The organism is uncultured Litoreibacter sp. (assembly GCF_947487515.1).
Taxonomy (GTDB): domain Bacteria; phylum Pseudomonadota; class Alphaproteobacteria; order Rhodobacterales; family Rhodobacteraceae; genus Litoreibacter.
The window spans coordinates 251770-271610 of the sequence record NZ_CANKWO010000004.1 but is presented as its reverse complement, the minus strand read 5'-3'; the positions used below and the strand labels follow the sequence as shown (position 1 = coordinate 271610).

Genomic DNA, 19841 nt, shown 5'->3' with positions numbered 1-19841 from the left:
ATATTCCTTTTTTTCGTGATGTTATGACATCAACGAATATCAGCGGTTTGGATCGTGTGGGTCCTCATCCAACGGATCAAAATAGTGCAAGATCTTATCCTTGAGGCTCTCCATTATGATGGCATAACCACCGAACAGTAAGCCGATCCCGACCCATCCATACCATGGTCCTGCGAAAGAAATCAAAAGAACGATGGCAAAGATCAAGCCGGGTAAGATGATGAACACCGCCTCGAAAGAGGCGGCAATGAGTGCTCCAATCGCGCGCCTGATCATTATCGATCCTCATGGAATGAAATTAGGGCGTCTAGAAGCGCATCAAATGCGGCCTGATCCTCTTCGTCATCTGCAACGCACTCGGCGGCAACGGCGATAAGTTGGTTGAAATCTTCTCGATTGACGAAATCAAGCGGCGCACCGTCCCCTAGAAGAATAGCACCAAAAAGGTTCAAGATATTTGGTTCGCGTGGCATTGCACCACTTACTGCATATGTCGTCCGTACGGTGTCTGGATAGCGATATTCCATATATGTGCGCAAAAGGCCACCCCATGTTGCGAGGACGAGATTCGCTGGAATGCGAAGCGGGTAGACGTTTCGGACCCGTGCCGGACTACCCGCTACCATACGACGTCCGTAGCGCCCTCCAGTTGTAACGTAGTTCACAAAAACGCCACCGGCCATGCGGCGGGCCATACCTCCTGCTGCATCCCGAAGACGTTGCTCGGCCTGCTGATCAAGTCGTTGGAAATCATCTAGATAATCGGGGTAGTCCTCGGCAACGCAGGCTTCCATCCGCCGCTCGAAATCCTCGGATCCAACACCCATACGGACCATCAACTTAAGCATCTTGAAAATCGCACGTCGATGTGGCCAAATCGAGTTAATGACCTCACCGAGGTAAGTTCCAGCCTCGGTCATATTTCGGCCGGCTACAAACCCCATCGCACCCGACCTAGCCGGTGCGTAGAGCACACCCAACCACCAATCCTTGCCGTAATTTGCAAACAAACGTCGATCAAAATCAAATGTCTCCATCCAGTTTTGTTCAATAAACTCTTCAGGCTGGGCTTCTGAACATTCAATGATGCCGCCATCCACCAAAAGGCCGCATATTAGCGTGTCGGAACCGTCTTCTGCGACCCCTCCGTTATCAGTATACTCACCGTCAATTGTGAGGCCTGGACCGTCTTGAGGCATGACTTCTCCTAATTTAAGTTGATGCGCTTGGAGATAAATTCGACAAGAGAGCTCCCGACACCTTTGAGCGATTCGGTAAAGATCGACACCTTGCTTTTGCCGCGCAGTATGATTTCGTTACCAGACAGAATTATTTGCCCGTTTGAACGAAGAATGAGCTTGCTTGACCCGGTTGCAAACACGATCCGATCGCCGGCGGTGCACATTCGCGATGCTCCGATGGCCTCGGACAAGTCACTGCCAACCGAGGCCTCGTAGGTTTGCGCGGCGTTGAGCTGAAAGTTCTGATCTGCACGCAATGACATCGATAAGTCTGTTTCGATGAGTGTGGATCCATCAGACAGAAACCGTTGTGATCCATTCGTCACCAGCGTAAAGTTACCTTGAGGTTTTGCAGACGCACCCCGCTCACCGAGTTGGTATCCATAGGGACCGATACCTTCCCAGTTTTGGCGCATCGAGGCAGAAACAGGCCCCGAAGATGTTTTATGACCAACGAAAAATGAAACATTTCCACCAACATTCGCTTCGCGATTGTATTCAATATCTTCTGAAAAGTTGTGCCCCACGCTCAGCGCGTAGTTATTGTCGGTTCGGTTCGTGTGATTATGAAGCGTTTTTTCATTCCGGTCTTTTTGCGCGTGGATTAAAATCTCTTCCCGCCTCTTCGCATCTTCAAATCTAAGCTCGTTAAATCCCGTCCCATGATGCGTGTCTGTCTTAAACGTGCTGTGCGTCTTATGGGCTGGCAATTCATACGGCGGCTTGTTGGCCCCGTTATACACGCAGCCTGTCACAATCGGCTTGTCCGGATCGCCGCGCAGATGTTCCACGATGACTTCCATGCCGATGCGCGGGATGACCATGCCGCCCCAGCCTTTGGACGCCCAGTTTTGCGACACGCGCACGCGCATCGAGTTTGATTCATCGAGGTCCCAGTGGAACCGCACGAGGATGCGTCCGTGTTCGTCGCAATCAATCTCGCCCTCGCCGACAACCACAGCGGTTTCCGGCCCTTGCACGCGCGGACCCTGTGTTCGGCGTTCAGGTCGGAACGGTGTGTCGTCGGGCATCAGGATATAGCTGCCTTCGTAGGGCGTCTCGTCGTTGCCCGCATCGCCCGATCCATAGGCTTGCGATCGGAACTGGTGCTGCGCCTTGAGGCACACAAACCTCTTGCCCGTGGCATCCGGCACATCATCACCCGCCAATGTCACAAGGTAACCTGCACCGAGCGAGACGACATCGCCGTCCGCTTGGTGGCGCGGGGCTTGACCGCGTTCCACTTCCAAGCGACGGCCCACCACACCACACCACACCGCGCCCTTCGCCGTGATCCAGATAATCACCGGGCCAATCGTAGCTCTCTACATCGCCGCTTGGGTGCGCCACTTCGTCCGTCCGGTCAACTTCTTGCCCGGCGGTAGGAGTCTTAAAGTTGTACTCCGTTAACCGCACAGCACCCGTCGTGATCCGCTTGGCCGAGGTCCACAGCTTGAAGTGCTCTTCCTCGGCCCGGTGATAGCCGTCAACGCATAGTACGGGCGGCTTTCTCCAGGCACGGAGGGCAGAGCGACCTCGGCATCCGTGAGCAGCAGCGTGTGAGATCCAGCCGCATGCCGCCACGACCAAGTGATGCCATGGCGTTCCAACTGGCGGCGTACGAAGTCCGCGTCATTTTCGCCGTATTGCACCGTGAATTCCAAAACAGGGTAGTCTTCGGACACCTTCACATCGAGGTGCGGATCCCCCATATTTGAATACCCGCTCAGAACTTCTTCGACGATCTGAATGACAGTCTTATTGTGAAATATCCGCATGTTGCGACGCAGCCCGGCCACATGAAGCCATGGGCGCAGAACCAGATCATACCGCCAGCCATTCTCGAAGCCGCCGCGCGCTTCGGCCTCACACACGATCCCGTCAAAGCTGCGCGTGCCGGTGGCGTGGTCAATCTCGACTGTCGCATGTGTGCCAAGCAGGGCTTCAAGATCAAGCCCGCCATCCCCCGCCAGCGCTTCAACCCGCCACTCAAAATCGCCCGACAGTTCCTCTGTGCCATCCATGCGCAACAGGACCAGCGTGTCAGGCCCCAGCGTCGTCGTCAGGCGGCCCTGACGATCTTGCTGGTTAAAGTGACTGTTCATACTAAAAATCCGCTAAAAAAATTTATAAGGGAGCTTTACCATATCGTCTTGGAAAGCAAAGCTAAAAGCTGTGTGAGACCTCTAACAACTGCGCAGGGCGCATGGGTTTGCACTCGCAGAGTCGGCTTTGAAAGGAGCGGACGACAGAGGCTCATAATCATGGAAATTATAGTTGACTGTTTGTGGAACGGCTTCCTAAAACGGACATTAACACACCGTCATCCAACGGCAACTTTGTCCCGCAAACCAGACATTTGACCAGTCGACGACCAACCCCTCCTTTCCGCATAGCCCCCTACCGGCGAACCATCGCCCATGTCATTGCCACACAGGCCTCCCGCATAACGCCCCCTTGGACGCCCGCGCAGTTCGCTGTAGAGGTGGCCATAACAACATGAGGCGAGATTATGAGTAACCTAACCTGTTTCAAAAGCTACGACGTGCGCGGCCGTTTGGGCGACGAATTGAACGAAGACATTTGCTACCGCATCGGGCGTGGATTTGCGCGCTCTCTTGACCCAATTTCGGTCGTGATCGGCTATGATATCCGCCCCACGTCAAAGGCCTTGGCGCATCAATTGACCGAAGGCCTGCGCGACGAGGGCGTGGATGTGATCGACCTTGGTCTCTGCGGCACCGAGGAAGTCTATTTCGCCACCACCCGCTTTGTCAGCGACGGCGGCTTGATGGTCACGGCCTCCCACAACCCAATAGATTACAACGGCATCAAAATGGTGAAGGCCGGATCGCGGCCCATTTCCTCGGCTGACGGTTTGGGTGAAATCCAAGCCTTGGCAGAGGCCAACGACTTCGGTCCCGCCAAAGCCCGCGGCGCCCTGAAACAAGAGAACCCGCGCGGCGCCTTTGCAGACCGCGTTCTTAGCTTTGCCGACACATCCACATGGCGCCCCATGAAGGTTGTGGTCAACGCGGGCAACGGCGTGGCCGGTCCGGCCTTTGAGGTGATCGCCGACAAGCTGGACGCCCCCATCGAGTTCGTGCGCCAACATCTGACACCGGATGAGACCTTCCCGAACGGCATCCCCAACCCGCTGTTGGAAGAAAACCGCGCGCAGACCGCCGACATGGTTCTGGCCGAAGGCGCTGATTTGGGCGTGGCGTGGGACGGCGACTTTGATCGCTGCTTCTTCTTCGACGAAACAGGGGCGTTCATTGACGGCGAATATGTTGTGGCCCTGCTGGCAGGGGCATTCCTTGGCAAAAACGCCGGTGCAAAGATCATCCATGACCCGCGCGTGATCTGGGCGCTGCTTGATCTGGTTGAAACCAGCGACGGCGAGGCCGTGGCCTCTCAATCCGGTCACAGCCACATCAAAGCCAAGATGCGCGAAGTTGATGCGGTTTACGGCGGCGAAATGTCGGCGCATCACTACTTCCGCGACTTCATGTATTGCGACAGTGGCATGATCCCTTGGTTGCTGCTGATCGAACACATGAGCACAACCGGCAAGAAGCTATCGGAGCTGGTGGCAGACATGCAGGCCCGCTTCCCATCTTCCGGCGAGATCAACTTCAAGTTGGACGACAAGCAACCCGCGATTGACGCGTTTGAGGCCGCCTATCTGGACGGCGCACAGGCGGTGGACCGTTTGGACGGCTTGTCGCTGGATTACGGCGACTGGCGGGTAAATCTGCGCCAGTCCAACACCGAGCCTGTGTTGCGCTTGAACGTAGAGGCACGTGGTGACCGCGCGCTTCTGGCGGAGAAAGTCGCCGAGATCAGCAAGCTGATCATCAACGCCTAACCCACGATTTCAAGATACAAAAAGGGCGGTGCGCAGATGCGGCACCGCCCTTTTTTGCTAGATTACGCGAACCTGTGTGCCAACGGGGCAAAGATCGAAGAGCACCGCGATTTGCTCGTTATACAGACCAATGCAGCCTGAAGAGGACCGGCGCCCGATCTTGCGCGTATCATGGGTGCCGTGGATCAAATAGGCAGGCCACGACAGATACATCGCGTGGGTGCCCAGCGGATTTCCCGGACCAGGAGGCATATAAGCCAGTGTCGGGTCTTCCTTGATCATCGAAGCGGTCGGGGTCCAATCGGGCCCGACACGTTTGCGCACGATCTTGGTGTAGCCGCGCTTCGTCAGGTCTTCGCGGCGCGGCACCGAGGTTGCAAACACGCGGTAATCCGTGCCGTCAGCATTCCAGTAATGCAGCGCGCGCGACGTCGTATCCGCAACAACGGTTGCCACGCCCAAAGTATCAAAGTGATCTTGCCACAGCTGCTGTTGAAAGCTGGAGGCGTTGCGGTCAACACCTCGGGACGCAGCGGGCACGCCCACTTCTTCAATGGGGGTAGCGATGCTCTGCGCACGAAGAATGGCGGGGGTGACCAATGCCGCAGATGCGGAGGTCAAAAACAAACGTCGGGTCGATTTGGTGCTCATAGGGTCAGGGCCTTTGGCGTTTTGAAGAAGGTTTTGCTTCATTTAGCATTTTGACGCGCTTGCGCAAACTCACGTCTGTGTCATTCGCCCAGCCAAATCAATCATCCGATTGGAAAAGCCCCATTCGTTGTCATACCAGCCAAACACCCGCGCCATGCCGCCCGACTGGGTGACATGGGTTTCTGGCAGCGCCATGACGATGCTTTCAGGGCGCGCGCGCAGGTCGGACGATACCAGCGGCTCGTTTGTGGTCCCGATAATGGAGCCTTTGGCCAGCATAAGAACGTCGTTAATTTTCTGTTCGGTAAACGGGCTTTGCGCCTGAAAGCTCATGTCGATGGCCGACACCGATGCCGTCGGCACGCGCACCGAAGTCGCGAAAATGCGCCCTGCCAGATCCGGAAGCACAAGATCCGTAAGACGCCCCGCAGATGTCGTAGTGGGCACCATCGACAATGCCGCCGCCCGTGAACGCACCAGATCTCCACGCGGCGCGTCCACCGTGGGTTGGGACCCCGTATAGCAGTGAATGGTCGTCATATGGGCCGTAACCAAGCCGAAAGCGTCATCAATTACCCGCGCAAGAGGAGCCAGCGCATTGGTGGTACAAGAGGCACAAGACACAATGGCCTGCCCCGCCAACGCCGCATCATTTGCCCCCAACACAACAGTCTCATCCGCCGAGGGACAAGGACCAGAAATCAAAATTCGCGCAGCGCCGGCCTGTAAACCGCGCTCTGCAAAATCCCGCGTGGTGGCTTTACCGGTGCATTCGAGAACAAGATCAATGCCGCTCAAATCCAAGGTCGACAAATCGGCCTTATCCGTCAGAGGGTAGCCTATGCCATTGATATACAAGGCGTGATCGTCATAGCTGACCTCGCCATTGAATGGCCCAAAGACGCTATCATGTTTGAGCAAATAGGCGCAAAGCTCTGGGCGGGCGATGTCATTCAACGCCACGATTTCGAAGCCGTTCCCCAAAGGTGTGGTGGTTAACAGCCGCAAAATGGAACGCCCGATGCGTCCCAAACCATTGATGGCTATTTTTGCCATGGATAGAGCCCGCCTTTTGCCTAACCTGCCCGCTGACGTCAGCCCGCGTCGCGAATTTGCGCTACAAGGGCCTGCATTTGCTCCAACTCGATCGCGCCGGGAACCAGTTGATCCCCGAAGATGAAGGCCGGAGTGCCGTTCAGGTTCAAGGCCTGTGTCAATTGCATGCTGGTTTGAATATGCGCCGCGACTTCTGGGGCGTTCATGTCTCGCTTCAGCTGATCGATATCAATGCCAAGCTCCACCGCGATGATACCGACGCTGGTCTCGTTGGCGCGGCCTTCGAAACTCATCAACGCGTTGTGAAACTCTTCATATTTGCCCTGCGCCCGAGAGGCCAAAGCCGCCCGCGCCGCATAGACGCTTTCTTCGCCAAGGATCGGCCATTCCCGCATCACCACGCGCAGATTGCTGTCATCCCCGATCAATTCATGCACATCGTCAAAAGTGCGCCGGCAATAGCCGCAATTGTAGTCAAAGAACTCGACCACGGTAACATCACCGTCTGGATTGCCGATAACCGGCGCGTTTGGATCTTGCTCCAAAGCCTGACGGTTGGCGCTCAGCACTGCCTGCGCTTGATCGGCTTTGGCCAATTCTTCGCGCTCTTGCAGCGTTTGGATGGCTTCCATGATGATTTCTGGGTTGTCGCGAATGGTTTGCAGCACCAGCTCTTGCATCTGTTTCTTGCTCAGGTCTTCGGCGGTCACCGCCCCAGACGTTAAGGCAAGGGCAATTGCAGTGGTCATAGCAAGACGGATCATAACGTAAGGTTCCTTGGGACAGAGGTGTTAACGGGACCGTGATCTTGTGCGATCAGATTGTCAAACACTTGGCGTTCACGAGGCGGTGACACAGGTGCAAAATCTCTTGCCTTTGTAGGGCGTGCAGTGGACCAAGGGTCTCATGAGAGTTTTGACGCCCCTGATCGCGACATTGCTGTGCGCAGCCTTGTTTTTTGCCCTGCCCCCCGCTTATGCGGCCTCGTCACTGGCCTATCAAAGCGACCGCATGACGGCGCGCCTGATTACCGCTGAAAATGCGGTAACCCCTAATGCGGGCACCTTATCTGCGGCCCTTCAGGTCACTTTGGCAAAGGGGTGGAAAACCTATTGGAAAGCCCCGGGGTCGGTAGGCTACGCCCCAGACCTTGACTGGGGGGCATCGTCGAATGTTGCCAATAGCACCATCCTATACCCCGCGCCGACCCGTTTCGAAGCCTTCGAGATTGAAAACTACGGCTATGCCGATGAGGTGACATTCCCGATCCAGCTGACATTGGACAAGGTCGGTGAGACAACGGTCTTGAACCTGTCGGCCAATCTGCTTGTCTGTCACGAATTATGCATCCCCGAATTATTCGACCTCAATGTCACCCTACTGGCCGGAGAGGCCGGGGTAGATGTCACCTCCGCCAGCGCAATCGCCGAGGCTGCAGCACAGGTGCCCACACCTGTCGGTGAGGCCGGAATGCGGGATCCAAAACACTGGATGTCGGCAGATAAAACCGAATTGCAGATATCTTTGGTCAGCGACGCCGGTTTTTCAGATGCGCTGCAGGTGTTTCCAGACATGGGGCCTGACGCCACCTTCGGAGCCCCCGCATTCACCTATTCCGCCGACCGCACATCCGTTGTAGCAACCCTGCCGGTCCTGTCAGCGCCGCAGAGCATCACATCATTCGATGTGGTCTTTCGCGATGGTTCGCGCGCCGCACTGTTCACCGCGGGCGATCCGGCTGCGACCCCGCTCACGTCCCAAGCCGCAGAATCCAGCCTTTGGGGAATTGTGCTCATCGCCCTTCTTGGCGGGTTGATCTTGAACATTATGCCCTGCGTCCTACCGGTGCTGACCATCAAATTCGCCTCTGCGCTGAAATCCAGCGATCAAAGCCCCGCACGTATTCGCACGGGATTTTTGGTCTCTGCACTTGGAGTTTTGACCTTCATGTGGGCCTTAGTCGCCGTGTTGTTGAGCATTCGCGCAGGTGGCGGGCAAATTGGATGGGGGGTGCAATTCCAAAACCCGGTGTTCCTTGGGGTAATGGTGGCCTTGATCATGCTGTTTGCGGCCAATCTGGCGGGGCTGTTCGAATTTCGCCTTCCGCAACGCCTGAACACCTCGATGAGCCGGATTGAAGGGGGCACGGGCCTGTGGGGTGACTTCTGCACGGGGGCATTGGCCGCCGTGTTGGCCACGCCCTGCTCTGCTCCGTTTTTGGGCACAGCTGTGACCTTTGCGCTGGCTGGCAGCGCGATGGAGGCAGTCGCGACCTTCACAGCCCTTGGGGTGGGTCTTGCGGCGCCTTACCTGTTGATCGCCTTGCGCCCCTCATGGGTGCAGGCCCTCCCCAAGCCTGGGCCCTGGATGGTCTGGGTGAAATGGGTGATGGCAGGGCTGCTAGCCTTGACCGCGCTGTGGCTTTCGTCGGTTTTGTTGACCGTGGCGGGCTGGCAGGTGATCTTGGCCTTTTGGGCGTTTCTTCTGGCCGCACTTGTAGCGCTAAAGCTGCCAGTCGGGTCCAGCCTGCGTTGGGCCGCTCCTGCGGCTTTGGTTGCGGTGGCGCTTTTGATGCCAGCCGTGTTGCGTCCATCCCCCCAAGCTGTGGTGGCCAGTGCAGATTGGGCTGTGTTCCAAGAGACCGCCATTCGTGAGGCCGTCGCTCAAGGAGATGTGGTATTCGTGGATGTCACCGCCTCTTGGTGCCTGACATGTAAGGCCAATAAGGCTCGGGTGTTGGATCGCGCGCCCGTCAGCGATCGCCTGCGCGCAGATGGTGTTACCGCCATGCGCGCAGATTGGACCCAGCCTGACCCTGCAATCCTAAGCTTCCTCAAAAGCAATGGGCGCTTCGGCATTCCGTTCAATATCGTCTATGGCCCCAACGCCCCAGATGGCATTGCCTTGCCCGAGTTCTTGACTAAGGAGCTGGTTCTCACGGCTTTGGACGCGGCCAAGTCTTAGCGCCTGAACCTTAGTTTTCCAGCGCCTCCAGCCCCTGATCCACCGCGAGACGCCGCGGGTCATCTTCGGGCAGCGCGTCGGTCAATTCCTTTGCGCTGAGATATGCTGCGCGGGCATTGTCACCTTCCCCCAGCACGCTATAGGCGCGGGCAAGTTGCAGCCATCCTTGCAGGTTTTCCGGCTCATCCTTCATCCGCTCGGCCAAAGTATCAACCATCGAGCGCACGAACTCCCGACGCTCTTGCTCTGTCATCTCGGCCGCCGCCTGAACATCGGTTTGCGAAGGCCCGCGAGGGGCATCGGGAAAGTCCGGCAAGCCGACAGGTTCAAGCCCCAGCTCTGCGCCCAGACGGTTCACCTCTTGTAGAAAGAACGGCATCCAAGGAGCCGGTCCCTGCTCCTGAGCCACGCGATCCAGAAGCGATTGGCGCGCCTCCTTCACCTTTCCTGATTGCGACAATGCGGCGGCTTTGTAATAGGCTCCAGCGGGGTTCAGCGGATCCAATTCCACCGCGCGGTTGATCGCGTCTTCAGCGGGTTTCGTGACGATGCCGTTCTCGGCGGAAATCAAGACCTCGGCATATTGCGACCAAGTGGCAGAGGTCGCCCCCTCGCGCTCCACGATGCGTTCATAGGCCGCGGCGGCATCTTTGTAGCGCCCCATATTGGTGTAGGTCGTCGCCAGCAATTCCCAGCCGCGGGTCTCGCCGCCATTTGGTTCACTCTCGAGCCTGCTGCGCAGCTGGGCCGTCAGTTTTTGCAGGTTTTGGGCTTCGGTCTGTTCTGATTTGCGCTCGGCAAAGGGAACGGAGGGAATAGTCGGCGCGCCCAATTGGGCATAGAGCGCGGCCCCTGCAAGTGGTGTCGCCAAGGCCAAAGCCACCAACAGGTTCCGCCCATCGTGGGATTTGCCCCCGAAGGTCTCGCGAGACTTATCCGCGGCGATCATGCGGCGCTTGATTTCAATACGCGCTGAATCGGCCTCAGCACCGGAGATGATGCCGCGTTCCGCATCACGGTCTACTTCGCCCAACTGGTCGCGGAATATCTCGATTGCCCCGTCCGCGCGCCCCAAGGTATCGGCATTCCGCCGCATCAACGGCCACAAAAAAGCAGCGGTTGTTAGCAAAGCAAGGCCGGAAGCCGAAAGCCAGAACGTCATTGGGGCGTGTCCTTTTGCATGAGCTTGGCCAGCTCTGTCTCTTCTTCAACGCTCAGATCCGCCGCCGATGCCGCAGGTCCTTTGGGACGCCGCGCCAAAGAGACCACGACCGCCCCTCCCCCGATCAGCAGGATCACAAAGGGGCCAAGCCACAAAGCGTAAGTCGACGGTTTGAAGGGCGGCTTGAACAGCACAAAATCCCCATATCGAAGCACCAAGAAGTCAAAGATTTCTTGATCACTATCCCCCGCGACCAACCGCTCGCGGATCAGCAAACGCAGATCGCGCGCCACACCAGCGTTTGAATTGTCGATCGGTTCATTCTGGCAAACCACGCATCGCACTTTGCTGGAAATGGCGCGGGCGCGCTCTTCGAGGATTGGGTCGGACAGCACTTCGTCCGGCTCCACCGCCGCCGCCGGAGAGGCGAGCAGCACCAGCGTCATGATCCATATGCGGATCACTTGCGCACCTCGTTCAATGTCTCCATGAACCGACGCAAACCGTCACCCACCAACGGGCCCGCAAAGCGGTGCCTGATTATGCCGTCCGCGTCGATGATAAAGGTCTCTGGAACGCCGGATATGCCCAAATCAATGCCCGCGCGCCCGCTGTAATCCGAACCGATGGCCGCATAGGGATTGCCCAGTTCAGCCAGCCATTTGGCAGCGGCCTCCGGCTTGTCTTTGTAGTTCACCCCAACCAGTGTCACGCCTTCTTCGCGTGCCAAGCGTTCCAAGTTGGGATGCTCCGCGCGGCATGGCCCGCACCAAGACGCAAATATATTGAGCAGCTTGATCCCCTGCATGGCCTTGATGTCATCGGTCGTCAGGCCCGGGCTGTTCACGCCCTCGATGGGGCCCAGACTGAGCTGCGGAACCGGCTGTGAGATGAACACAGAAGGCAGCGCAGAAGGATCACGCCCCCCCGACAGCCCCCAAATGGCAAACCCTCCAATTATGATGGCGACAACCAAGGGCAGCGCAAAAAGCAGACGTTTCATACCGGTTACTCCGCTGGGGTGGCGCTTAGGGGCGCGGGTTTGGATTTTCGCGGCGCGCCAATGCGCAATCTGCGGTCCGACAGTGACAAGCCACCGCCTAACACAAGGAAGGCCGTCCCGATCCACAAGAAGTTCACCAATGGCTCATAGAGCACACGTAAAACCCAGTTGTTTTTGGCCCCTTCTGCCGCCGGTTCCGCGAGGGAGGCATAGAGGTCCCCCGCCAGCGTTTGCCGGATGGAGCTTTCCGTCGTCGTCGACCCTGCCGCAGGGTAAAAGCGGCGCTCAGGGTATAAATTGGTGACGAATTCGCCTTCGCGGGTGACGCTTAAGGTGGCCACATCGGCAATGTAATTGGGGCCCTGCTGGCGCTCTACGCTCTCAAAGGTCAGCTCAAAGCCTGCGATCTTGATCACCGTTCCTGGGTCGGCGAAGGCTACGATATCTTCCTTCCAAGCCGATGAGCCTGTGGCCCCCAGCACCAAGAAGGCCACTCCCAAATGGGCCAATGTCATGCCATGAGATGCCCGCGGCTGACGGCGAATGCGCGCCCATGCGTCGGGCTTGAACAGCTTCACTCGGGTTGCCCATTCTTGCGCAGTTGCGATCAACAACCAAACCCCGACCCCCATGGCGATGATTGCCAAGACCGGCCCGCCTGTGGTCGCATACCAGACCCCCAAAGACACAAGGGCAGCCAAGGCGAAGGCAAGCTTCAAGCGGGATAAAACACCCGCCAGATCTGCGCGCTTCCATGACAAAAACGGCCCCACGCCCATGACCAACAACAGCGGCATCATGATCGGGACGAAACTTGCATTGAAGAAGGGTGGCCCGACCGAGATTTTGTCGCCGGTAACGGCTTCCAAGAACAATGGATAGAGCGTGCCAAACAGAACGGTCGCAGTGGCCGTGGCCAGCAAGAGGTTGTTAATCAACAAGCCCGCCTCGCGCGAAATCGGGGCGAACAACCCGCCCCCCTCCATCGCTGGGGCCCGCCACGCAAAAAGCGCCAGTGACCCGCCAATCGACACAAACAACAGCCCCAAGATGTAGACGCCGCGCTCTGGGTCGACGGCAAAGGCATGTACCGAAGTCAGCAACCCCGAGCGCACGATGAATGTGCCCAACAACGAAAGTGAAAACGTCAGGATCGACAGCAAGATCGTCCAGCTTTTGAAGGTATCCCGCTTTTCGGTGACAATGGCCGAATGCAGCAATGCAGTCCCCAAAAGCCAAGGCATGAAGGCCACGTTTTCCACCGGATCCCAGAACCACCAGCCGCCCCAGCCCAGCTCGTAATAGGCCCACCATGACCCCAGCCCCAAGCCCGCCGATAGCGACGTCCAAGCCGCCAAAGTCCAAGGGCGCACCCAACGGGCCCAAGCAGGGTCAACGCGCCCCTCAATCAGCGCAGCCACGGCAAAGGAAAACACAATAGAGAACCCCACATAGCCCACGTATAAAAGGGGGGGATGGATCGCCAACCCCAAGTCTTGCAGCAAGGGGTTCAAGTCCGTGCCATCCAATGGCGGGGGGAACACGCGGGTAAACGGGTTCGAGGTGAACAGCATAAAGCTGATGAAGCCCACGGATATCCACGCCTGAACAGACAGGGTGCGCGCCTTCAGGGCCTGCGGGATGTTGCGCCCGAAGAACGCCACCGCCGCGCCAAAGCCTGCAAGGATAAACACCCACAAAAGCAACGACCCCTCATGGTTGCCCCATGTGCCCGCGATTTTGTAGATCATCGGCTGCAAGGAATGAGAATTATTGATGACATTTTCAACGGTGAAATCTGACACGATGTAGCTGCGCATCAGGGCCGCAAATGCGAATGCGATAAGCAGGAACTGCGCCAAGGCGCTGGCCTGCGACGACCGCATCCACAACACATTGCCGCGCGCGGCGCCCCACATAGGCAATACGCTTTGCACCAAGGCCGCAATCAAGGCGAGGGAAAGTGCGAATTGTCCGAGTTCAGGGATCATGGCGGCAACCTGTTGAGATATATCCGCTTAGATGGGGCCAAGCGTGCACGAAGGTCAAGGCATCCCCCCGCGACCCGTTGCCCCGCCCGTTCACGATCCGGCGAGAAAACCCGCTGTTACCGTGAGGCCCGCAGCAAAATCACCCCGACCACTGTGATCATCGTGGAAAGAACCTTACCAAGGCTCAGGCGCTCGCCCATCCACATCACCCCAATCAACAAGGCAAATATGATCGATGTTTCGCGCAGGGCCGTCACCAAGGCGATTGAGGATTGGGTGAACGCCCAGATCACAAGACTATAGGCGACAAATGAAGCGCTCCCCCCAACCAAGAACACCTTCATCCCTTTGGTGGGCAGATCACGTAGCACCTGCGGAGTTGTGGCCGCCATGAACCCTGCAAAGATCACCGCATTGGCGATCCCCAGCCAAGCGTAGTAACCAATCGGGGAGCCCGACAGCCGTGCCCCCATCCCATCCACCAAGGAATAGCTGGCGATGAAACAGCCGGTGACCAGCGCCATTCCCGTGGCCTTGCCGTGTCGCAACCCATCTGTCCCGCGCACCAAGGATATGCTTAGAATTCCCGCGGCAATTGTGGCGATGGCCAGCATCTCCAGCCCGCTCAGGTCTACCCCAAGGAAAAGAAGGGACACGGCGGCCACCAACAGCGGCGCTATCCCACGCGCGATGGGGTAGACCTGTGTCAGCTCTCCGATTTTGTAGGAGCCAAGCAAAAACCACTGATAGCCGAAATGCAGGGCAATTCCGGCGAATAAATAGGGATAGGATGCCGGCTCTGGGGACGGTGCCAAAAGCAGCGCAACGATCCCCAAAGGCAAATGACCGATCACCACACCCGCCATATTCAACCGCTTATCCGCGCCACCCCTGACCAAGGCGTTCCAGATCGCATGCAGCACGGCGGCGGAAATGACGGCAAAAAAGACGAGAAGAGACATCACAGCACGCTAAGCCCCTGCTGTGGGTTCAGCAAGCGCCTTTGCCTCCGCGCAGCTCCGTGCCACCCCGTTCAGCGGTGCCGTGTTGATCCAAGTCAATGCCGATGCGTCAGCTTTCGTTAATATCTCGTCGATACTCACGCTATGACACCAAGTTAACCATAGGACTGCCATATGTCTGCACGCCCCGCCAAAACCGATGCCCCTGCCCCACCAGCCTCCATCACCGGCTTTGAGCAAGGCGACTACCCCTATGCCGAGAAAATCAATCGGGCAGACTATGAGGCGGAAAAGGCGGCCCTGCAGGTTGAGCTTTTGAAGGTGCAGCATTGGGTCACGCAAACGGGGCAAAAGTTCGTTTTGCTGTTCGAAGGACGCGATGCGGCAGGTAAAGGTGGGACGATCAAGCGGTTCACCGAGCATCTGAACCCTCGTGAGGCCCGCGTCGTGGCGCTGAACAAACCCACCGACGAAGAGCGCGGGCAATGGTTTTTCCAGCGCTATATCAAACACCTGCCAACGGCCGGTGAAATGGTTCTATATGATCGGTCTTGGTATAATCGCGCCGGAGTGGAACGGGTCATGGAGTTCTGCAAACCCACTGAATATCTGGAGTTCATGCGCCAAACGCCAGAATTCGAACGCATGTTGACCCGCAGCGGAATAAAGCTGTTCAAATACTGGTTTTCCGTCACCCAAGACGAGCAAAAGAAACGGTTTGCAGCCCGCGAAACTGATCCTTTGAAGCGCTGGAAACTGTCGCCAATCGATCGCGCAAGTTTGGACAAATGGGATGACTACACAGAGGCGAAAGAAGCGATGTTCTTCTATACGGACACCGCCGATGCCCCTTGGACAGTGATACGATCTAACGACAAGAAGCGCGCGCGATTGGCTTGCATCAAGCATTTCTTGTGGCAGCTGGACTATCCCGACAAAGACGAAAGCGTTGCCACGCCCCCCGACCCGAAAATCTTTCACCAAGCCGAGGCTGTGGTGCATGGGTCGGACCATATTTTGGCCTCTTCGTTGCATCCGGCCAACCGCAAGGGGGTATAGGGTATAGGATGGGCACCAATGCGCCCATCCTGTCGTCAAAAGATCTACTTCAAAGCCGCGTCAGTGATCTCGGACGTCCAAGCGCCTACCGGCTCTTTGGAGATCACCGGATCGGAGCCGCCTGCCAGCAGTGTCGCGACAGTGCGCTTGAAGTCAGCCTCTTCAAGGGCGCCGTTGGAACCGGCTGTGAGTTTTGCAATCTCGCCCATCATGCGTTTTTGATGTGCTTCGGTCTGCGCACCGGATTCGTCGTTCTCCAGCACGATTTCAGCCGCCTCATCAGGGTGCTCCTCTGCGTATTTCCACCCTTTCATCGACGCACGCACGAAGCGCACCATTTTGTCTTTGAAAGCGGGGTCCTTTAGATTGTCTTCCAGCGCGTAGATGCCATCTTCCAGTGTCGCGACACCTTGGTCTTCGTATTTGAAGGTCACCAATTCATCTTCAGACACGCCCGCATCCAGCACTTGGCCGTATTCGTTATATGTCATGGTGGAGATACAGTCGGCTTGGCGCTGCAACAGCGGATCCACGTTGAAGCCTTGCTTCAAAACGGTCACACCATCTTCCCCGCCGTCGGTGGAGATACCCTCTTGGGACATCCAGCTGAGGAACGGGTATTCATTGCCGAAGAACCAAACCCCGATGGTCTTGCCTTTGAAGTCTTGCGGGCTGGTGATGCCAGTGTCTTTCCAGCAGGTCAGCATCAGACCGGATGTTTTGAAGGGCTGGGCGATATTCACCACCGGCAGACCCTTTTCGCGTGCCGCCAAGGCCGATGGCATCCAGTTCAACATGACGTCAGCGCCGCCCCCTGCCAACACCTGCGGCGGGGCAATGTCTGGGCCGCCGGACAGGACCGTCACGTCAAGGTCTTCCTCGGCGTAGAACCCTTTGTCCTTGGCCACATAGTAGCCAGCGAATTGCGCTTGCGTGACCCATTGCAGCTGCAGCTTCACCTCGTCAGCGGCGTTGGCTGCCGTGGCCATCGCAAGTGCTGCGGCGCTTAAAAGTAGCTTTTTCATTTTGTCGTCCTCCAGGTTGAATTTGAATTGGGTGTTGTTGTTATTTTCGTTGCGACGGGTGCCAGAACGTCAGTCGTTTTTCGGCCATGGCCACCACCCCGTAAAAGGCGGAGCCCGCAAGGGCCGCGACCACGATTTCCGCCCAGACCATATCGAGCGCCAGTTGCCCGACCGAGGTGGAAATGCGAAACCCCATCCCCATTGTCGGAGAGCCAAAGAACTCGGCCACAATAGCGCCAATCAGGGCGAGCGTTGTTGAAATTTTAAGCCCATTGAAAATAAAGGGCATGGCCGCAGGCAGGCGCAGTTTGGTCAAGCTGGGCCAGTAGCCCGCGCCATAGGTGCGCATGAGGTCCCGTTGCATTGACGTGGTTTCTTGCAACCCTGCGACCGTGTTCACCAACATGGGAAAGAAGACCATCACAACCACGACGGCCGCCTTGGATTGCCAATCAAACCCGAACCACATCACTAGGATCGGCGCCGTGCCTACGATCGGCAGGGCGGCGACAAAGTTGCCCACCGGCAAAAGGCCCCGCTTTAAAAAGTCGTAGCGGTCCACCAATACGGCCATCAAAAACGCCGCGCCGCAGCCCATGACATATCCGCTTAGCGCGCCCTTCAAAAAGGTCTGCTGAAAGTCCAGCCACAGGGTCGGAATCTCGCTAAAGAATTTGGCCATGACCTGACTAGGGGCGGGAAGAATAACCAAAGGCACCTCAAGCCCGCGCACCAGCAATTCCCAAACCACAAGGATCGTAAGGCCGAAAATGGCAGGCACCAGTAGCTGGATGAAGCGCGTGTTTGCCCCTGCCCCGTTGGCCAAACGCCGATTCAACGCCCACATGGCGATCCAGAAACCCAAGGCCGCTATCACCATGCTCATGCCAGCCCCATTCGTTTAAGCGTGCGTCTTTGAACCAACCCGATCAAGAGAACCAACGCAGCGGCCAAAACCGCGGCAAACACCAGTGCGGACCATATTTGCACCATCTGGCCGTAGTAGCTGCCGGTGAGCATCCGCCCCCCTAACCCGCGCGCACCACCCGCAGGAAGCTCGGCGACAATGGCTCCGACAAGTGCAGCCGCCACACCAATTTTCAAGGACGCAAACAAATACGGCATTGAGGCCGGAAGACGAAGCTTCCAAAAGCCCTGACCTTGCGAGGCGCTGTATGTTCTCAAAAGATCCATCTGCATGGCATCCGGCGCACGAAGCCCTTTGACCATACCAACAACCACAGGGAAAAAGCTTAGGTAGGCGGAAATAATCGCCTTTGGGATCAACCCTTGAACACCGATGGAATTCAAGACCACGATAATCATCGGCGCAATCGCGAGGATCGGGATGGTTTGTGACGCGATCGCCCATGGCATGACGCTCATGTCCATGGCGCGGCTGTGCACAATGCCAACTGCAAGCAATATCCCTGCTCCGGTCCCGATGGCAAAGCCCAGCAAAGTGGCGCTCAAGGTAATCCAGCCGTGATAGACCAATGATCGCTTGGAGGTGACTTTCTTCATCACCACCGTCTTCCAAAGATCTTGCGCCACTTGATGCGGAGCAGGCAAGCGCGGGCGGTCTTGGGCATAGGTCGCGGAAATGGCGAAACTGTTCTTCATCACCAAGGCGATATGGGAGGCGTCTCGCCGCTCAACTGCATTGCTCGGGGTAACCACTGCTCCTGCCCGCTCCAAGCTGGTCAAAGTTTCCTTCACATTCATGAAAGGAACAGCGGCATACCAAAAGGCAAAAATCGCGACGACGATCGTCAAAACAGGGGCAAACCTAGACATAAAGTGCCCCCCCTCTCATCATTGCTTCAAAAATACCTCCCGCGGAGCGTCCAGAAGGATCAACCTTACCGAAGGGTGAGGGGATGGGATTTAGGTATTTATGAAGCAGTGATGCTAAAGATTTGTTTACAATTTTCACCGTAATGTCGTGATGCGGAACAGGCTGAGGAGCCGATGGCCGTAAGCGGTGATGAGATACAGCAGTATCGTCTCTCCAGCGCCTCGACCTCACTGGTCGGGGCGTATATTTCGCCGCATCAATCATTCGAATGCCCTGCCCTTAGCCCTTCACGAACGCGGTGGGCGATGTCGATGAACTCAGGCGAGTCACGAATATCAAGCGGGCGCTCTTTCGGCAGCGGGCTTTCGATCACATCGGTTATTCGGCCCGGACGCGGACTCATGACGACGATCTTGGTTGAGAGGTATACCGCCTCGGGGATCGAATGGGTCACGAAGCCGATTGTTTTATTCGTCCGTGCCCAGAGAGCCAAAAGTTGCTCATTGAGGTGGTCGCGCACGATTTCATCCAAGGCCCCGAAGGGTTCATCCATCAGCAAGATGTCGGCATCAAAGGCCAAAGCCCGCGCGATCGAGGCCCGTTGCTGCATGCCGCCTGACAGTTGCCACGGAAATTTTGCGCCAAAATCGGACAGCTCGACCAAGTCCAAAACCCGCGCAACGCGTTCGTTTTGATCCGACTTCGAATAGCCCATAATTTCGAGTGGAAGCTTGATATTGCCAGAGATTGTGCGCCAAGGGTAAAGCCCCGCGGCTTGGAAAACATACCCATATGCGCGCGCGCGGCGCGCTTCATCGGCGGTCATGCCGTTGACGGTCAACTTGCCGCCTGTGGGCGTCTCCAGCCCTGCAATACACCGCAAAAACGTGGTTTTGCCGCAGCCAGAGGGCCCGATAAAGCTGACAAAGTCGCCTTGCTGAATATTCAGCGAGACGTCCTTCAACGCATGAACCGGCGCATCTGGCGTCTGAAAGGTCAAATCCAGCGCCTCAGCGCTGATGACCGTCTTTGTTGCAGTCGGGGCCATTTAGAGCAGC

20 protein-coding genes are annotated in these 19841 nt (G+C 57.1%); 3 read left to right on the top strand and 17 right to left on the bottom strand.

Features of this window, described 5'->3' with window-relative positions; genetic code table 11:
• Positions 1-39: 39 nt before the first annotated feature.
• From Q0746_RS15330 to Q0746_RS15310, 5 genes are read right to left on the bottom strand one after another with little or no spacing between them, the layout of a single operon-like run.
• The gene (locus tag Q0746_RS15330; RefSeq protein WP_298261826.1) at positions 40-276 is read right to left on the bottom strand and encodes a hypothetical protein; all 237 of its coding nucleotides are present in this window, start codon (positions 274-276) and stop codon (positions 40-42) included.
• Positions 276-1199: a hypothetical protein gene (locus Q0746_RS15325; RefSeq protein ID WP_298261824.1), complete on the bottom strand. Its 924-nt coding sequence runs from the start codon at positions 1197-1199 to the stop codon at positions 276-278. The genes Q0746_RS15330 and Q0746_RS15325 overlap by 1 nt, the downstream gene beginning before the upstream one ends.
• Before the next feature lie 8 nt (positions 1200-1207).
• On the bottom strand, positions 1208-2485 hold the full coding sequence (gene tssI, locus Q0746_RS15320) for a type VI secretion system tip protein TssI/VgrG (protein ID WP_298262154.1): 1278 nt from the start codon (positions 2483-2485) through the stop codon (positions 1208-1210).
• Positions 2400-2693, bottom strand: coding sequence for a contractile injection system protein, VgrG/Pvc8 family (locus tag Q0746_RS15315; protein ID WP_298262153.1), 294 nt, complete (start codon positions 2691-2693; stop codon positions 2400-2402). The genes tssI and Q0746_RS15315 overlap by 86 nt, the downstream gene beginning before the upstream one ends.
• Entirely contained in the window at positions 2648-3346 is a 699-nt protein-coding gene (locus Q0746_RS15310) for a contractile injection system protein, VgrG/Pvc8 family (protein ID WP_298261823.1), read from the bottom strand. The genes Q0746_RS15315 and Q0746_RS15310 overlap by 46 nt, the downstream gene beginning before the upstream one ends.
• Before the next feature lie 407 nt (positions 3347-3753).
• Between Q0746_RS15310 and Q0746_RS15305 the strand changes: the two genes are divergently transcribed.
• Positions 3754-5112 carry a phosphomannomutase gene (locus Q0746_RS15305; protein WP_298261821.1) on the top strand — a complete coding sequence of 453 codons (1359 nt, stop codon included), beginning with the start codon at positions 3754-3756 and terminating at the stop codon, positions 5110-5112.
• 57 nt (positions 5113-5169) lie between these two features.
• Here the strand turns inward: Q0746_RS15305 and Q0746_RS15300 are convergent, their stop codons facing one another.
• The 3 genes from Q0746_RS15300 to Q0746_RS15290 form a co-directional block, all read right to left on the bottom strand.
• Complete coding sequence (locus Q0746_RS15300) at positions 5170-5763, bottom strand: L,D-transpeptidase (protein WP_298261818.1); 594 nt, start codon at positions 5761-5763, stop codon at positions 5170-5172.
• 69 nt (positions 5764-5832) lie between these two features.
• Positions 5833-6819 (bottom strand): glyceraldehyde 3-phosphate dehydrogenase NAD-binding domain-containing protein, encoded by a 987-nt coding sequence (locus Q0746_RS15295; RefSeq protein WP_298261816.1) that lies wholly within the window; start codon positions 6817-6819, stop codon positions 5833-5835.
• A 38-nt stretch (positions 6820-6857) separates the two neighbouring features.
• On the bottom strand, positions 6858-7583 hold the full coding sequence (locus Q0746_RS15290) for a DsbA family protein (RefSeq protein WP_298261814.1): 726 nt from the start codon (positions 7581-7583) through the stop codon (positions 6858-6860).
• Positions 7584-7725: 142 nt separating this feature from the next.
• Between Q0746_RS15290 and Q0746_RS15285 the strand changes: the two genes are divergently transcribed.
• Positions 7726-9783, top strand: a complete 2058-nt coding sequence (locus Q0746_RS15285; RefSeq protein WP_298261812.1) for a protein-disulfide reductase DsbD domain-containing protein — start codon at positions 7726-7728, stop codon at positions 9781-9783.
• A 10-nt stretch (positions 9784-9793) separates the two neighbouring features.
• Here Q0746_RS15285 and ccmI read toward each other — a convergent pair whose 3' ends face one another.
• The 5 genes from ccmI to Q0746_RS15260 form a co-directional block, all read right to left on the bottom strand.
• Positions 9794-10945: a c-type cytochrome biogenesis protein CcmI gene (ccmI, locus tag Q0746_RS15280; RefSeq protein WP_298261810.1), complete on the bottom strand. Its 1152-nt coding sequence runs from the start codon at positions 10943-10945 to the stop codon at positions 9794-9796.
• Complete coding sequence (locus tag Q0746_RS15275; protein WP_298262152.1) at positions 10942-11391, bottom strand: cytochrome c-type biogenesis protein; 450 nt, start codon at positions 11389-11391, stop codon at positions 10942-10944. The genes ccmI and Q0746_RS15275 overlap by 4 nt, the downstream gene beginning before the upstream one ends.
• A gap of 14 nt (positions 11392-11405) precedes the next feature.
• Positions 11406-11948 (bottom strand): DsbE family thiol:disulfide interchange protein, encoded by a 543-nt coding sequence (locus Q0746_RS15270; RefSeq protein WP_298261808.1) that lies wholly within the window; start codon positions 11946-11948, stop codon positions 11406-11408.
• A gap of 5 nt (positions 11949-11953) precedes the next feature.
• The gene (locus Q0746_RS15265) at positions 11954-13939 is read right to left on the bottom strand and encodes a heme lyase CcmF/NrfE family subunit (RefSeq protein ID WP_298261806.1); all 1986 of its coding nucleotides are present in this window, start codon (positions 13937-13939) and stop codon (positions 11954-11956) included.
• 116 nt (positions 13940-14055) lie between these two features.
• Positions 14056-14901: a DMT family transporter gene (locus Q0746_RS15260; protein ID WP_298261804.1), complete on the bottom strand. Its 846-nt coding sequence runs from the start codon at positions 14899-14901 to the stop codon at positions 14056-14058.
• Positions 14902-15075: 174 nt separating this feature from the next.
• On the opposite strand from Q0746_RS15260, the gene ppk2 reads away from it, so the two are divergent.
• A complete protein-coding gene (gene ppk2, locus Q0746_RS15255; protein WP_298261802.1) occupies positions 15076-15960 on the top strand; it encodes a polyphosphate kinase 2 in 885 nt (294 codons plus the stop codon).
• 44 nt (positions 15961-16004) lie between these two features.
• Here ppk2 and Q0746_RS15250 read toward each other — a convergent pair whose 3' ends face one another.
• The 4 genes from Q0746_RS15250 to Q0746_RS15235 all read right to left on the bottom strand — a co-directional run bounded on the left by Q0746_RS15250 (position 16005) and on the right by Q0746_RS15235 (position 19831).
• A complete protein-coding gene (locus Q0746_RS15250) occupies positions 16005-16985 on the bottom strand; it encodes an ABC transporter substrate-binding protein (RefSeq protein WP_298261800.1) in 981 nt (326 codons plus the stop codon).
• A 40-nt stretch (positions 16986-17025) separates the two neighbouring features.
• A complete protein-coding gene (locus Q0746_RS15245) occupies positions 17026-17871 on the bottom strand; it encodes an ABC transporter permease (protein ID WP_298261798.1) in 846 nt (281 codons plus the stop codon).
• Positions 17868-18782: an ABC transporter permease subunit gene (locus Q0746_RS15240; RefSeq protein WP_298261796.1), complete on the bottom strand. Its 915-nt coding sequence runs from the start codon at positions 18780-18782 to the stop codon at positions 17868-17870. Before Q0746_RS15240 ends, Q0746_RS15245 begins: the two co-directional genes overlap by 4 nt.
• Positions 18783-19039: 257 nt before the next feature.
• Positions 19040-19831 (bottom strand): ABC transporter ATP-binding protein, encoded by a 792-nt coding sequence (locus tag Q0746_RS15235; RefSeq protein ID WP_298261795.1) that lies wholly within the window; start codon positions 19829-19831, stop codon positions 19040-19042.
• Positions 19832-19841: the final 10 nt, after the last annotated feature.